The following is a 14,899-nucleotide window of genomic DNA, read 5'->3' as shown; positions in this document are numbered from 1 at the left end:
CTGGGAAATATTTAAAGTTTGGGAACTTGCATGGAACTAATGAGCTTGGTGCAGGGTTTGGCGTTAGCAAAAGAGTTCGAACTTACTTGGAAGAAAATAATATCAGAACGGACTGGATAGGATTTTCTTCCGGGAGGAATTCGTATCTCAGGATTATTAATTAGATAATTATAATATATTTTGGATCACTGCCGCGCAACGGATCGTAGCGGAAATCCCGCGAAGCGGATTGGAGCGCAGAGCCGGGTGCTCGCCTTAATGGCGAGCATGCGCCCTTATCGTTAATTCCAGCTGAAAGAGCCGGATTTGTCGAATTTGAATAAGACAGGACCTGTTCCGATCTCGGGGGCTTCGGTGGTTGCCTTACCGTTTAGTCGGAATGCCGCGGATCTTTTGGAAACTGCGTTAGCGATCCCTTGGGTGACTGTTCCAAGGGGAAAGGAGGTCCGAACGCTTAGGATGGATTCTTGTCCTTGGTTTTCGATCCTAACGGGTTGGCCGGTCAGGAATTTTTCTTTTTCCAATGTGAGCTCAAATTCAAATTCAGAAAATTGTAATCTAGATGTGGCTCTATTTTTTAATACGATCTGGAATTCGGTGTCTACTTTTAAGTCGAGCGACGACAATCCCGCGGCGACAGCGGAGCCTGGAGATTTTTTCTGAGGACCTAGTAATGTGTCTAAGAAGGTCGTGGCTTTTTTGGCCAGATCTTCCGTCCCTGCGGAGCTTAAGATGGTAGAAGGATCAGGTTTGATAATTTTGAAATTTCGGATCTCAATGTCCGGCAAAACTGCAGGGATCTTTCTTTCTTCTTCAAATGGAAAGTCAAGGGACGCGGCGCCTGCGATGGATCTGTATTTTTCCGGGATAGGAAGGGAAACGACTCCTTGCACTTTGACTACTAAGTCGATCTTTCCTGGAACTTTTTTGTAGAGTTCGGCTAGATCATTGTAAGCGAATGTTAGATCCACTGGAACCGGTTTGTTGGAATTCCCACCAACGGTTGGTATTTTAGTTTTTGCCTTTGTGAATTGTTGCCCTTCGATCAGGATATTTATCTCAAGGTTGGTCGCAGGCAAAGCGATCGGATATGGATTTTTTACTTTCGAATCCACTCTAAGTTTGATCTCGGATAAATTAATCTCCGCGATGGAAACTTTTTCTAAGACGAAGGAAGGTTTGTCCAGATCCTCAATCTTTTCTTTTACTTTTTTTAAATCAACTTTTTGTAATTGAGCACAACCGAATAGAAGATTTGCTGCAAGAGTAATTCCGATATAGGCATGTAAGGAAGTTTTTTGGATCATAAACTCCTCCGTGGAAGGTGAAGTCTTTATTTGAGATTTATAGATTATTGGGAACTAAGTTTTGAAGGTTTGGAAATAAAAAATGGAGTTTTGAGATCAGTAGAACGGTTTTTGTGTACCACCGCACCGGCCCCCACCCAGGAAGGGTGGGGAGCAGCTTTACAAACTACTTTTTCTTCTTAGCAGGAGTTCCCTTCTTAGATTTGGACTCCACATCTTGGGCCCATTCACTTAAGGAAGGCTGATTATGATTCGTGGATACCGACGTGCTTCCGGAATGCCCGCTTTCACTGTGAATAGTCGCGCTCATATCAGGACGGAATTTGCCTTCTATCCATTCTCTGAACTTGTCGATACCGCCAAAAATAGAAGGGACCACGATCAATGTAACTAACGTAGAGAGGATCAATCCTCCGATAATCGCGATACCCATTGCAGTTCTGGATTTTGCGGCTTCTCCGAGGCCCAATGCGATCGGAACAGTTCCCATGATCATCGCGATCGATGTCATTAAGATCGGACGTAATCTTACGAGGCCTGCTTCGAAGATTGCCTCGTCTCTTGTGATCCCTCTTTCTCTCACAGCTTGCATCGCATAGTCCACGAGAAGGATGGAGTTTTTGGCAACGAGTCCCATGAGAAGGATGAGTCCGATCATGGAGAATATATTCAACATTTCTCCTGTTAAGAACAGCGCGAAGAATGCTCCGGAAATTGCAGGTGGGATCGCGAATAATATCGTGATCGGAGTGATGAAAGATTCATAAAGAGAAGAAAGAACCAAGTAGATGAATACCAAAGCGAGACCGAATGCTATGATGATATTCAGGAATAGTTCTTTTAAATCTTCCGACTGACCTTGGAAATTAAAACGAACCCCCGGTGGAGGAGGGATTTCTTTGTTCAGGATCTTAGTCGCTTCTTCCATTGCGGTTCCGATTGCACCGCCCGGTGCAAGGTTCGCGTTGACAACTACCGCTCTTGCTCTATCGATACGGTTGATCCTAGAAGGTCCTAAGTTTTCTCTACCAGTACCGATCGCTCCCAATGGGATCAATCTGTTCGCGATATTCGGAACCTTTGTTTGGGAGTAAGCGGCTCTCAAGTTCCGTTGGTCGGGCTTAAGCCTCATTCTGACCTCATATTCGATACCCTTATCATAAAACTTACTGACCTGATCTCCAGCGATCTGGTACCTCAATTCGGAACCAGCAACCCCGGGAAGTACCCCTACCAATTGCATTTTAGAATTATCTAAAACGATTTGGTATTCAGGTTTACCACCTCTAAAGTCGGAGTCTATGTCGGCGAGATCTTTGATACCTTTCAGTCTTTCTATTACTTTTTTAGAATATGCTTCCACTTCTTCCAGATTGTTTCCTTTCAGCACCAATTGGAACGGATACTGCACCCCGCCGCCCACTGCGGAATAATCCGAAACTGCAGGCCTTGCGTAATCAAAGGCCTTTAACATCTTACGAATGTCTTCTTTGACAGAAGTAGTATCTCTAGATCTTTTTTTCGAAGAAACAAGTGCGATTGCCAATATAGCTGTGTTCGGTTCTCCACCATCCGGTTTACCGATAGTGATTGCGATCTTATCCATTTCAGGGAATTTTTGAAGTTCCACCAAAACCTTATCCGCAACATCTTTCGTTCCCTGTAAGCTAGTGCCCGGAGGAAGGTCCAAGGTTACCATAAATTCGCCCTGGTCGTTTGCAGGTAAGAATGTCTTTTTCACAAACGCACAACTTACAAAGGAAAGAATAAAAATTAGAAAAGTAAGCAGAATGATCTTTCCTGGATGTGCCAATGCGTAATGCATTGTGATCTTATAAATTTTTTCGAGCCAAGTTTGGAAACGATCGAATGCTTCGACTGCAGCGTTCTTTTTATCGTGGGTGAGTTTACCCGCAAAGTAAGCGGACAACATTGGAGCCACAAAAAGACCGTCGAAAAGGGAAATGATCATTGCAAAAACGACTGTCAAACCGAACTGTTTGAAGAACTGACCAACAATCCCTGATAAGAATCCTACAGGGAAGAATACTGCGATCACGGTTAAGGAGGTCCCGATAACTGCAAGAGCCACTTCCATGGTTCCTTTTTCTGCGGCTTCCATCACAGTCGCGCCTTCTTCCAGTTTTCGGAAGATGTTTTCCCGCACCACGATTGCGTCGTCGACCAAGAGACCTACCGCAAGAGATAAGGCCAATAAGGTCATAACGTTGATCGTGAATCCCATTATCCACATGATAATGAATGCTCCTAACAAAGAGTTAGGCAATGCAAGACCGGTGATAATCGTGGACCTTAAGTTCCCTAAGAAAAAATAAACAGTGATGACCGCGAGAAGTATCCCTAAAACGATCGCTTCCGTAACGTCTTCTACGTTATATCGGATCCATCTGGAACCGTCACGGATTAGTCTGATCTTAGGTTTTCCTTCCAAAGGTTGGATATCCGCATTTAACTTATCGATCCTTTTCAAGACCTCATCTGCAACGGATACTGTGTTCGCTCCGGATTGTTTATATACGTCGATGAATAACGCGGGTTTCAGTTCTTTTTCAATGACAGCGCCTTTATTGCCGCCGAAAAGTCTTTTGATCCGTTTTGGAACCTGAGTAATCCAAGTAATAGGATGGGTTATAAGACCTACATCCTCCTCTTCGACTTCGTCACTTTTGGAAGCCCAAAGATAACCTAAAGTCTCTTCGTCTTCCGTTCCATCTCTTACAATTCCTAATTCCTTGATGAGTACGGAATTTCCGACATCGCCTCCGAAAGAAACGATCGTATTTTCGATTTGGGAAAGAGATTCATATCTTCCTAATGTTCTATAAGAAGTTTCTTTTGCGCCAGAATCGAATTTACCGACTGGAACGTTCAGGCCCGCAGTCTTTAACCTGTTAGCGATGACCACCATAGGCATTTGATAAGAAACTAATTTATTTCTATCTAATTCGATTTGGATCTCTCTTCGGGTCCCTCCGACTAATTTAACGGAACCTACACCGGCGATCTGTTCCAACTTCGCCTTAACGGTTTCTTTGGCAAGATCGTACATTTTTGCCTGATTCAGATCGGCAAACACCGCCAGACGAATGATCGGTTGGTCTGCAGGGTCGAAACGAACTACTTTAGGTTCTTTGATACCGTCTGGAAGTTTGGGACGAACCGATGCAGTCTTATCTCTAAACTGTTGCTCTGCATATTTGATGTCTGTAGAAAGAGTGAATTCTCCCAAAACTACTGAAACACCTTCCTGGTTACGGGAAGTGATCTTTTTCAAACCTGCAATGGAAGAAAGTTCTTCTTCTAAGGGTTTAGAGATCAATTCCTCGATCTCTTCCGGACCCGCTCCCGGATAAATTGTAGTTACGGTCACTACTGGGATATTTACATCCGGAAAAAGATCCACTCCCATCTTGCTAAGGGAGAAGATACCAGTGATCAACATAAGGATTACAAGACTGGTAATAAAGATGGGACGTTTGATGGAGAGGAGCGCGATATTCAAGTTGCCTCCGGAGAATCCTAATATTTCGAAAATCGAATAAAGAATTAGCTCAGAGGTCCATTGCGGTCGATTCCTGAATTTTCGAAAACAAATTCGCGGACCGCGGTTCGGAAATTTAAGAAGAAAGGTTTTGTGATCGGACTAACTGTCAGAAATCGAAAAATAAGGAGACAAAATCAGAAACGAACGTCAGACAAAGTTACTCGAATGATTCTAAAGTTATATAGACGAGAGTCGGTTAAATGGCAGGTCCAGCTTTGCTGGCTAGGCGGCTCCGGGTTCGCTTAAGTCTTAGTAAATCCTACGAATAGCCTGAGAGATCCTTTGCACATTATCCTTAGTTAAGTTTGGATAGATCGGAATGCAATGACCTCTTTGGTACAGTCTTTCACCGTTCGGGAAATCTGAATTAGAAAGTTCTAAGATATGATGGATCGGTTCTGCCATAGTTCTGCGAGTACCAATTTGTAAAGAACGGAAGTACCTTTCTACCTGCTCGTAATTACCTGGAGCAAGGATCACGAAACGGTTGAAAGTATCCGAATTCGGATCGTTAAAATGAGAGCCAACTTGGGAACCTTGAATGGATTGCAGATATACCTGAGCGATCTTTCTCTTTCTTTCTAAGATCACGCCAAGATTGGATAATTGTTCGATCCCTAAAGCCGCTTGGTAATCGATCATATCATAATCTAATCTAGGCTGTCCCTCTTTTCTTGGATAAGGATCTTTGCCATCTTTTCTGGCTCTGATCTTTTTCGCTATGGAATCATCATCAGTGCAGATCAAGGCTCCGTTTCCGGTGGTGATCAGATACTCGATAGAAAGACCGCAGATGGAAATTTTTCCCTGTTTACCAGGAGTGAAAGTCTCTGTCCTTGCACCTACAGTTTCCGAAAAATCTTCGATCACAGGACGGTTTTTGAAATCATATTTGGAGAAGTCCGCTAAGGAACCGAAAGTATGATCTACTACCACAGCCTTTATAGATTCGTCTTCCAAAACGGAAGCCAATCGTTCCGGACAGATATGGAAGGAATGTTTTCCCATATCCACAACTACAGGCTGGGCCTGCATTAAGAAAATTGCATCTAGAGCGGCAAGAGGAGCGAATGTGGAGATAGCGACTTTATCTCCAGGTTGGATTTCCAACGCCAATAAGGACAGATGGTATGCGGCAGTTAAACTGTTTGCAGAAACTACCTGTTTGATCCTGAAAGTAGAGGAAAATGCCTTCTCAAATTTATGGGTCACAGAACCGGAAGCAAGATGGTCTTCTACCAACGCCTCTAAAACGGTCTTCAGATCCTCCCGAGAAAGAGTGGGTTTATGGAATTCGATATCGGTTTTTTTCCGGCTTGGTTTCTCTAAAACTTCGGTTTCCGCGCTCATCTTCCCCTTCTCAGGTTCCAGTAATTTTATTATGTCGCATTGTAACCCATGTACTTAGCTCGTAAAGATCTTTTTCAAAATCTCCAGAGCTGGTTATCCCAGGGATTGCAAATGCAAATAAATAGAATACCAGCGGAAATGTCTAGACGTTTTCGTACAAGAAAAAAAGGGCCCCTCAATCTCCGAAAATTTTATTACGGATCCCAATCCAGATTTCAGGCAAATAAGCGCCAATAATGATCAAAACGAGACCAGTATAGGTCCATTTATTAAAATAAGACTCACCAGAGAAACGGAGAGTGGCCACATTGATGATAGTTGTCCACCATCCGAGTACAATAAGAATAAGACCTACAAAATTCGGAAAAAGAAAACCTATGATTTTACCCATAAAAACCTCTGATAAAAAGGGACTGAGACGAGAGAATTATCGAAATCGGGATCGTACTCTTCAAGTTGTTTTTTGGGGCTTTCTTCGAATTCAAAAACAGGGCAGAGATTTTTCCTTGCCCCGGGACTTTACAAAAACCAGGATTTAGAAACGAGCCATGAAAGAAGAACTAGACAAAGATATAGATCAGGAAATCGAGCCGCGGGAGATGAATCCCACGGAATACAGGCTTCTCACATTATTATTCAATTTTTTCAGATTTCCGGAAGGGATCACGCTCAGTTCTTTGAGAAAGATCATGCAGGGATTTTACGATAACGAGAACAGGGACTCGGACAGAAGAAAATTATCCAGAGATATAGAAGAGTTAGGTGCCCTAGGATTTCATATCAAATATTATCCTCAAAAGAACGGAAAAGATTTCGTATACGTACTCGTAAAAGATCCACTTTCCAAAACTCTAGAGTTTACTGAAGACGAACTGAGGGAAATTTCCGCACTCTTATTAAAGGGATATTCCGAGGCGCCAAAATACGAACTCTATACTGCAGCTAGAAAAATATTCGCGGGAGATCTAGAATATTTTCCTGAAATGAACGAAAACCCGGAGGAAAATTCGGAAGAGTTAGGAGAAACCGCGTTTCAAATATTGGAAGCTCTCAAAAATCATACTCCGATCCGGATCAAATATTATAAAACTTTTCCGGAAGATTCTTATCTGAAAGAAGCGGATCCGATCCGATTGATCCGAAAAGGGGGCCAGGATCATTATTTGTTGGCTTACGATAGGGAAGAAAAGGCCAAAAAAAGATTCGTTCTACCAAAGATCTTATCTGTGGAACTCCTACAAGGAGATCCACTCTACCAGGCAAGAGGTGCCAAAAAAGAAACGGAAGAAGATCTAATCATACACGCAGGACTATTTCCAGTCCACGAACCCAAAAATGTGGAATGGATCTGCAAAGAAGAAGGTCTCGTAAAAGCGAAATTATTCCTGACAGGCATCAAATATACCGAAGCAAAGAATAAACTCAGTTTCCAATCCACCAACCTAGAAGGATTATTACCATTCTTATGGAGATGGCCGGATGCGATCGAAACAGTTTTTCCTGAAGAATTGAATTCAGTCTTCCGAAACTCAGTAAAACAGATCTCAGAACTCTACGAAAAAGTATAAAAAACCGTTACATGAAACTAAAAAACATCCTATTCTCTTTATTTTCCCTACAGATCCTACTCACACTCGTAATGAAATACTTCTCCTACCAAGGAGATCTTTCTCCCGAGTTACATGAAAGAATTCTAAAGTATTTTACCCAAGAGGATATAAATTCGGGGATAGATTACGAAAGAAGAGGATTTTTCGTCTCCATCATAGGCTCCTTGCTCGACTTTGCTTTAGCAGGAGCATTTGTGTTTACGCCTATTTCAGTAAAGTTAGAAGAATACTTCCGCAGAAAAACGGGCGATAGATTTTATTCCACAGTATCTCTGTTCTTCGTTTCCTTTTATCTTTTAGAGTTTATTATTTCCTTACCATTCAGCTATTATTTCGGTTATGTGATTGAACATGAATTCCAATTTTCTAATATGAATTTGGGAGATTGGATCTTATTTAAATCAAAATCGTTCGGGTTAGGATTGGTCTTAGGCGAATTTGTAGTTTTAGTAGTCGCATTCTTACTTAAAAACCTTCCGCGTGCTTGGAAATATATACTTCCTATATTATCTCTGAGTTTCGGACTTCTCATGTCCGTATTGTATCCGATTCTTATCACTCCAATCTTTTACGATTACGGTCCCATCCAAGAAGGAAGTCTAAAAACAAAAATAATAGCTCTGAGCCAAAAAGCGAATATTCAAGTAGAAAATATCTACGTGATCAACGAGAGCAAATATTCAGGACATACAAACGCATATTTCACAGGCTGGGGAGAAAGTAAAAAGATCTTCTTATATGATACACTTATCCAAAACCATACGGAAGAAGAAGTGGTAAGCGTGCTCGGACATGAAATAGGGCATTGGGTCCACAATCATCAAATGATAGAGATCGCGCTTAGCACTCTAGAAACTTTCTTATTATGTTTCTTATTAGGATATGTATTCCAAAAAGTAAAAGGAGAAGGGCAGATCCCTTTAAAAGAATTTTATTCTCCTTCTACCTTACCGTTCCTGTTTTTGATATTATCCCTTGTTGGAACAGTACTCGGACCTTTCTCGGCTACACTCTCCAGAGTTTTGGAAACCCAGGCAGACAGAGAAGCTCTTGTGCTGACCAACGACAAAAAATCATTTATCAGTACGGAGATCAAATTGGCAAAAGACAATAAATCCAGGCTGAATCCTCACAAACTAGAAGTCGTTTTTGAACATTCTCATCCCACAACATTGGAAAGGATCGAGTTCGCAGAGGGCTGGAAATAAACCCAGCTTTCGCGCTTACTTCTTCCAAGGATATTCCATCTGCAAGGCAACAAAAGCAGCAGTGTTAGTTCCATATTTAGATTCGATCTCCGCCAAATTCTTATCGTAAGCAGTCACTGCCGCCATTCCATTTAGATTTTCTAAAATAGAATCTAAGCTGGCGGCTTCTCCTTCCTTCTTATCTACATGTAATAACAAACCGCTTTTGGTTCGGATCTGATTTTGGTCCGAGACGGAAAATACCTCAGACTTATAAGTTCTGGAAAAAGAATCCGCTTGTAGAGCCAGAACAACTTCGTCCATCTCCGGAAAGACTCGAACACCTAATTTCTCATAATTCCAAAAGCCCAAATAGTTTTTCGCGGCAATGTACATGTCTTTTCCACTCAGATAAAAATCGGAACTTTTATGAGTAGGTTTCCAATCTTTGGCTCCTAAGCCTGCTCCAATCTCTAGAGCTTTTTCTTTTCCGGAAATTGCTTCTATTAGAGCTAAGGAAACGGGAATGGACGCAGTGATCCCAGTTGTAGTAACGATCTTTCGATCTGCAATGTACCTTCTATCCTTGGTCCATGTAGTCTCTGGAAATTCTTTCTCTAACTTAGAAAATGAAAACCAATGACCTGTTGCCATATGATCTTTAAGAACGCCTGCATTTGCTAATACCCAGACCCCGTCGCAAACACCAATGATCGTGGAACCTTTTGCAGATTGTTTTTGAACGAAAGAGAGAAGAGTAGGATCCTCCGAATAATGGACTGCAGGCACGATCACGTAATCTGCTCCTTCCGGATATTCCGAATCGAAAAGATCAAAAGACTTTTCCGCTTCTATCTTTAATGCAGGAAACATTTGGACAGGTCCGGTTTTGGGGAAAACAGCAATTACCTTTGCGATTTTAGCAGAGGTTAAAACCCCATACGGGATCATAAAGTCGGTCAACTCGGTCATTCGATTTTCGCCGATCACAGCAATGATTGGCTGCTTTCTACCGAACCTGGATTGATAGATTGGGATTTTGGAACCTTCTTCTTGGATCTGTGTTTTCAAGATTTCCGAAGAAGTTCCGTATTCCACAAATCCGAATAAGAGTATCAGAGCAAAACTTCCGCTGAAGAATTTCACAAAACGATTTGGTTGAGGGCTAAGATGTTTCATGCTTTCAGGATACGATCTTTTTCGAAAGTGGTCGTCCTTCCGTATCCGGACGGACTAAAAAAAGAAAAATCCGGAAAAAATCTGGACATCCAATTCTAATCGGACTCTTTCATTTTATGGATACGTTTCTGGCGTTTGGAGCAGGACTTTCATTCTTATTGGCCATTTCAGAATTTATCCGAAATAAGGGACGGAAAATCCAAGGCACCGATCTCGGATCCAAAACCAAGTCCGCTTTTAATCAACCCATCGGATTCTTCTTTCTATCGCTTTCTATCGTACAATTCCATTTGTATTTGGAATTATCCAACCAGTTAAAGGAATATCTGTGGTTTGCGGAAATCCATATCCCATTCCTATTTTTTACAGGGCCTTTAGCGTATTTATATTTTAGAAGATTAGGCGGACTAACTGTAAGAGCACTTAACCTGGTGCATTTTTTTCCAGGGATTGTATCGTTTCTGTTTCTCCTACCTTTCGTTCTATCGGATCCGAATTCCAAATTAGAATATGTAAGTGTTTATCCTCCCAGAAACATTTATTTCCAATTCTTGTTCGGCCTTTTGGTCTTAGGAACCGTTTCCAATTTAGTGTATCCGCTTCTACTGATCGGAAAGATCCGCAAATGGAAAACCTTCGTTCAAAAAGAAGAAGCTCGGGTATTCTCCCCGTTTCTCGCGCTCTTCTACGCGAGTATATTTGTGATCTTCTTGTTCGTGATCGCTCAGATCTTCTTTATGCCTTTGTTCATTGTTGCCGCCGCCGCTCTTACATTGATCGTATGTTTCGTATTTTTAAGCGCTTCCACTTCTCCTGATCTGATCGTCTCTTTCGAAAAGACCGCAAAGGAAGCAGGATACAACGAGACCCGACTTCAAGGTCTGGATGTGGATGCCGTCATCCAAAAGATGGAAGAACTGATGCGGGACAAAAAGCTCTATCTGGACGAAGAACTAACGCTTCCAATTTTTTCGGATGAATTGAAGATTAAGACCCACCAATTATCAGAGATACTAAATGATAAGATGAGGATCGGCTTCAGGGAATATATCGCAGGATTTCGTTTGGAAGAAGCTTCCAAAATGTTGAGAGAAGAACCCCAAAGGTCCGTGCTTTCAGTAATATACGCGGCAGGATTCAAATCCAAATCCGCGTTCCATAAATTATTCCAGGAGAAATACGGATGCTCTCCCGGAGAATATCGTTCTTCTTTGTCTAATAAGCCTTAATTCAGCTTACCACTCTCCAGTATTCGTCATACTCTTCCAAGGTTCGGAGATCTCTAATGCTTTTCCTTTTTGCAATAATTCAATAGAGATCAGATCAGGAGATCTAATGAAAGCCATTCTACCATCTCTAGGAGGACGATTGATAATTACTCCCTTTGCCTGAAGATTCGCGCAGGTTTCGTAAATATTATCCACTTCAAAAGCTAGATGACCGAAATTCCTTCCGCTTGTATAAGCGGAATCTTGGTCCCAATTGTAAGTTAGTTCTATTTCAGGAGAATTTTTATCTAACTCCGATAAGAACACAAGAGTGTACCTTCCTTCAGGATGATCATGTCTTCTTGTTTCTTTTAATCCTAGTTTATTGCAGAAAAAATCCAATGCTAGATCCAGATCTTTTACTCGGATCATAGCGTGTAAGTATTTCATTTTATAGTTCCTTTGGGGTAATCTTCTCTAAAAAGAAGATCTTTCCTATTTATTGTGAAGGGTAATCTACGAATTTTTCCCATGACAAGCTCAAAGCGAAGGTGAAAATTTGAACAAATTAGAAAAATCCGTCATATTGGATTTTTTCGATTTACCCCTAAAAACACCGATTTTACCCCCAATTTTGCCCATTAGAAAGGCGAAATGCTTAAGATATGTGCTCAAAAAATAAGCATTTTTCGAATTTCTAATAAAGATTCGGCTTGAAAAAAACACCCTTCGGGTCGATACTTGTACTAGATTCAAGCAGCGGTTTGAGAAATCATCCGATTTCGCTTCTTTTTTGTTCAATGTGAATGGATAGAAGCTAGTTAAAACAAGGTGCTTGGAAAATTAGACAATTCTAATAAACGTAAATGTGATAAATGGTTCTTTGAGTTCGTTTAACAAAAATTTTTAATTTTTTATTAGTTTAAAAATTTTTTTGTTCCATTCGCATATGCAGATAGGTCATATGGATATAAAGCGAAAACAAGAACAGAAAATATAAAAATAATCTTTGAGGTTTCAATTTTATGAAAATCAACAAACTCACTTCTCTTCTTTTGGTAGTAGGCTTCTTAGCAGGATCTTCCGTTTTCGCGGTTTCTCAAGATACTGAAGATCGTCTCTTAGAGCAAGCTTTGGTATCCGCAGCGGTTACTAAAGAGCAAAAAGTTGCAGTAGCTACTTACTTGAAAGCAATCGCTCAGCAAAAAAATGAAAGAGCAGAAGAGTTAAGAGCATTGGCTAAACGTTCTACTGGAGGAAAATTCCTCGCTAGCAACGCTCAGTCTGAAAAATTCTTAAGACAAGCAAAAGCTCTTGAAGCAGAAGCTGCAAGAACTCAAGAATTTCTAAACAATCTTTAATTAGTAGTCACAAATCCTAAAAATCCATCGACTGCAAGGCGCCGTAAGGCGCCTTTTTTTATGTGTTTATCTTTTTTGTATGCGCTAACGGACGAGGTAACTTATTTAGATATTTTCTTTTCTTTAGGAAAACAGCTCATACTGAAACCTTCGATCATATAACAAATCGCATCTTTGGTCTCACATCTCAAAGCGTCGTTATAAGTAGTGCTTTGGATCTCCAGGTCCATACGTTCACAGACCATTTTTTCTCTGGTAGAAGTTTGAGTGCTTGTGTCTTGGCCGAGCAGGCCTCCGGCAAATAAGAGACAAGTTATGAATAATACCGATTTTTTCATCATACTCTCCGGAGAATTCTCTGATTTTATGACCCTTTCAGGTTTCCTTCGGACAGTCAACCGATTTGGGAATGGGTAACGTTCCGAAAAAGGATTGTGAGACGGTTTGCACCTTCTAATTTGCCCTGATGAGTTTCCTGGGCGGAAAGTCCTATTCTAAATGGACAAAGCTTATATTTTGTTTTTTGTTCCTTCTTCCTCTCTTATATCCGTTCTTATTGAAGCCGGGTGAACAGTTATACTCCGACCATTTGGGCAAATTTATATTGGGAGAATCCGTTGGAAGGAACGGATTCCTTTCGGGTAACTTGGCGCTGCCTTCTAAAAGCCTGGACCCGGAAGGAAATTATTGCCCCACCGAATGTATCCGTATCGGTGAAGAACTGATCAGTCCATTTCCCGCTGCATTGGGTTATGTATACGCGGTATTTCTTCCTTGGAGTGGGATAGTAGGAGTATATGTCGCGACCGCGATCTTAATACTTCTTTCTTTTCTATTCCTTTCACTTTTATGGGATTGGGATCCGATCTATTTGGGAGTTTTGGTTTTAGCTTCTCCATTTTTGATCAATGGATATTTTTTCCCGGACGTAGGGATCGCTTCCTTTTTATTTTTAGGGGGAAGTTTTCTATTTTTAAGATCCGGCACGTCTTCTTCCTGGCTCGTGTTTGTAAGTTCAGGTTTTATCTGCGCTTCTTCTGCATGGTTTAGGATAGAAAGTATCGTATTTCCATTATCCTTTATCTTCTTTTTAAGTATATATAGGTTTTCTAATATAGAGGAAAGAAGGAAAATTTTAGGTTATTTAATAGGCTTCTTAATAGGAGTTGGGCTTTTGTTTGGGATCCAGTATATTCTATACGGGCATCCATTGGGCCCAAGGTTCTCCTTCAATCAGCCTACAATGTTTCTATATCCTTGGAAAAAATGGAAAATTTATACAGGGCTATTGATCGCAAACCCGAACCGGATCGGATTTTTCGGTTATACTCCAGGGTTTTTGATCGTTCTATTCTTTTTTGTATATTATATTTTCGTTAAAAAGAACCCGTTTAAAAGGAATTCTGTAATGGAGATCTCGAATCGGGATCTGTTTGTTTTTTCTGGCCTCGCCGCATTTATAGTATTAGTGATATCTGCACCAAACGATGGGATCATAGATTTTGGTTCCAGATATCTGCATTTGAGTTTGCCAGCTTTTGTTGGGATGTTTTTGATCTTGATAGATAGTATTGGGGAGAAGTTCCGCAAGACCGCAAAAATTGTACTGTTTACGGTCCTTTTCTATTCTGTATATATCAGTTTTTCTTATACACAGATCTTGGCAAAGTATGGAAGAAAGACTACTAAACTGAATGCGATCTATTTGGAACAGAAACCTGATTTGGTTGTGGTCCAGATTAGGACGTATTCTCAGATCTTAGGTAAATATTTCTTCCAAACACCTTCTGTTTGGCTGATGAAGGAAGGCCATATTAAAAACTTCTTCTCCAAAAATAAACCGGAACAATTCCAAAAGATATTATTCGTTCAGACAAAAGCTTCTATCCTGGAAAGTTTGAACGATTCAGATCCTTTTTTGAAAAATAAATATTATCATAGTATCTCCCAAGCGTTGGGTCCTGATTTCAAAAGAGTTTGGTCTGAAAATAAGGAAGATGTTCTGATCTTTTCTATGGAAAGAGAGAAATAGAATTAGGGAATGTTTTACGCTGCTTCCCCCGGCGAGAAAGGTTTTACCCTTTGTATTCTGCAGCCGGATGGAAGCAGGCAATTGAAGTGTGGCTTTGTTC

The 14,899-nt window shown here is 40.9% G+C and carries 12 protein-coding genes; 5 read left to right on the top strand and 7 right to left on the bottom strand.

All coding sequences use genetic code 11. The annotated features are described in order from the left end of the window. Positions 1 to 281: 281 nt before the first annotated feature. The 4 genes from LPTSP_RS11735 to LPTSP_RS11720 all read right to left on the bottom strand — a co-directional run bounded on the left by LPTSP_RS11735 (position 282) and on the right by LPTSP_RS11720 (position 6,613). A complete protein-coding gene (locus LPTSP_RS11735; RefSeq protein WP_108928927.1) occupies positions 282 to 1,307 on the bottom strand; it encodes an LEA type 2 family protein in 1,026 nt (341 codons plus the stop codon). 166 nt (positions 1,308 to 1,473) lie between these two features. Continuing rightward, on the bottom strand, positions 1,474 to 4,830 hold the full coding sequence (locus tag LPTSP_RS11730; protein ID WP_108928926.1) for an efflux RND transporter permease subunit: 3,357 nt from the start codon (positions 4,828 to 4,830) through the stop codon (positions 1,474 to 1,476). Positions 4,831 to 5,121: 291 nt separating this feature from the next. Further along, positions 5,122 to 6,222: a DegT/DnrJ/EryC1/StrS family aminotransferase gene (locus LPTSP_RS11725; RefSeq protein WP_108928925.1), complete on the bottom strand. Its 1,101-nt coding sequence runs from the start codon at positions 6,220 to 6,222 to the stop codon at positions 5,122 to 5,124. Positions 6,223 to 6,397: 175 nt separating this feature from the next. Then, the gene (locus LPTSP_RS11720) at positions 6,398 to 6,613 is read right to left on the bottom strand and encodes a hypothetical protein (protein ID WP_108928924.1); all 216 of its coding nucleotides are present in this window, start codon (positions 6,611 to 6,613) and stop codon (positions 6,398 to 6,400) included. Positions 6,614 to 6,770: 157 nt separating this feature from the next. On the opposite strand from LPTSP_RS11720, the gene LPTSP_RS11715 reads away from it, so the two are divergent. Next, positions 6,771 to 7,790: a helix-turn-helix transcriptional regulator gene (locus LPTSP_RS11715; protein ID WP_108928923.1), complete on the top strand. Its 1,020-nt coding sequence runs from the start codon at positions 6,771 to 6,773 to the stop codon at positions 7,788 to 7,790. Between the two features lie 11 nt (positions 7,791 to 7,801). Continuing rightward, positions 7,802 to 9,040, top strand: coding sequence for a M48 family metallopeptidase (locus LPTSP_RS11710; RefSeq protein ID WP_108928922.1), 1,239 nt, complete (start codon positions 7,802 to 7,804; stop codon positions 9,038 to 9,040). Positions 9,041 to 9,055: 15 nt separating this feature from the next. Here LPTSP_RS11710 and LPTSP_RS11705 read toward each other — a convergent pair whose 3' ends face one another. Beyond that, the gene (locus tag LPTSP_RS11705; protein ID WP_108928921.1) at positions 9,056 to 10,198 is read right to left on the bottom strand and encodes a DJ-1/PfpI family protein; all 1,143 of its coding nucleotides are present in this window, start codon (positions 10,196 to 10,198) and stop codon (positions 9,056 to 9,058) included. A 116-nt stretch (positions 10,199 to 10,314) separates the two neighbouring features. Here LPTSP_RS11705 and LPTSP_RS11700 point away from each other — a divergent pair, with 116 nt between their 5' ends. After that, positions 10,315 to 11,427, top strand: coding sequence for a helix-turn-helix domain-containing protein (locus LPTSP_RS11700; protein ID WP_174704459.1), 1,113 nt, complete (start codon positions 10,315 to 10,317; stop codon positions 11,425 to 11,427). Positions 11,428 to 11,433: 6 nt separating this feature from the next. Here the strand turns inward: LPTSP_RS11700 and LPTSP_RS11695 are convergent, their stop codons facing one another. After that, positions 11,434 to 11,856, bottom strand: a complete 423-nt coding sequence (locus tag LPTSP_RS11695) for a VOC family protein (protein ID WP_108928919.1) — start codon at positions 11,854 to 11,856, stop codon at positions 11,434 to 11,436. 575 nt (positions 11,857 to 12,431) lie between these two features. Between LPTSP_RS11695 and LPTSP_RS11690 the strand changes: the two genes are divergently transcribed. Next, positions 12,432 to 12,767, top strand: a complete 336-nt coding sequence (locus LPTSP_RS11690) for an LIC10421/LIC12816 family protein (RefSeq protein WP_008595389.1) — start codon at positions 12,432 to 12,434, stop codon at positions 12,765 to 12,767. Between the two features lie 101 nt (positions 12,768 to 12,868). On the opposite strand, the gene LPTSP_RS11685 is transcribed toward LPTSP_RS11690, so the two are convergent. Then, positions 12,869 to 13,105, bottom strand: coding sequence for a hypothetical protein (locus tag LPTSP_RS11685; protein WP_108928918.1), 237 nt, complete (start codon positions 13,103 to 13,105; stop codon positions 12,869 to 12,871). 128 nt (positions 13,106 to 13,233) lie between these two features. Here LPTSP_RS11685 and LPTSP_RS11680 point away from each other — a divergent pair, with 128 nt between their 5' ends. Continuing rightward, complete coding sequence (locus LPTSP_RS11680) at positions 13,234 to 14,799, top strand: LA_3751/LA_3752 family putative glycosyltransferase (protein ID WP_108928917.1); 1,566 nt, start codon at positions 13,234 to 13,236, stop codon at positions 14,797 to 14,799. Positions 14,800 to 14,899 lie beyond the last annotated feature (100 nt).

Origin of the sequence: Leptospira johnsonii (genome assembly GCF_003112675.1) — a bacterium.
GTDB lineage: Bacteria > Spirochaetota > Leptospiria > Leptospirales > Leptospiraceae > Leptospira_B > Leptospira_B johnsonii.
Note: the sequence above shows the minus strand (reverse complement) of the source record. Positions and strands in the feature narration are given on the sequence as shown.

What these genes read in the sequence shown, in the direction of transcription:
- LPTSP_RS11735 (WP_108928927.1), bottom strand. Translation starts at nt 1,307, where the DNA reads ATGATCCAAAAAACTTCCTTACATGCCTATATCGGAATTACTCTTGCA.
- LPTSP_RS11725 (WP_108928925.1), bottom strand. Translation starts at nt 6,222, where the DNA reads ATGAGCGCGGAAACCGAAGTTTTAGAGAAACCAAGCCGGAAAAAAACC.
- LPTSP_RS11720 (WP_108928924.1), bottom strand. Translation starts at nt 6,613, where the DNA reads ATGGGTAAAATCATAGGTTTTCTTTTTCCGAATTTTGTAGGTCTTATT.
- LPTSP_RS11715 (WP_108928923.1), top strand. Translation starts at nt 6,771, where the DNA reads ATGAAAGAAGAACTAGACAAAGATATAGATCAGGAAATCGAGCCGCGG.
- LPTSP_RS11710 (WP_108928922.1), top strand. Translation starts at nt 7,802, where the DNA reads ATGAAACTAAAAAACATCCTATTCTCTTTATTTTCCCTACAGATCCTA.
- LPTSP_RS11705 (WP_108928921.1), bottom strand. Translation starts at nt 10,198, where the DNA reads ATGAAACATCTTAGCCCTCAACCAAATCGTTTTGTGAAATTCTTCAGC.
- LPTSP_RS11700 (WP_174704459.1), top strand. Translation starts at nt 10,315, where the DNA reads ATGGATACGTTTCTGGCGTTTGGAGCAGGACTTTCATTCTTATTGGCC.
- LPTSP_RS11695 (WP_108928919.1), bottom strand. Translation starts at nt 11,856, where the DNA reads ATGAAATACTTACACGCTATGATCCGAGTAAAAGATCTGGATCTAGCA.
- LPTSP_RS11690 (WP_008595389.1), top strand. Translation starts at nt 12,432, where the DNA reads ATGAAAATCAACAAACTCACTTCTCTTCTTTTGGTAGTAGGCTTCTTA.
- LPTSP_RS11685 (WP_108928918.1), bottom strand. Translation starts at nt 13,105, where the DNA reads ATGAAAAAATCGGTATTATTCATAACTTGTCTCTTATTTGCCGGAGGC.
- LPTSP_RS11680 (WP_108928917.1), top strand. Translation starts at nt 13,234, where the DNA reads ATGAGTTTCCTGGGCGGAAAGTCCTATTCTAAATGGACAAAGCTTATA.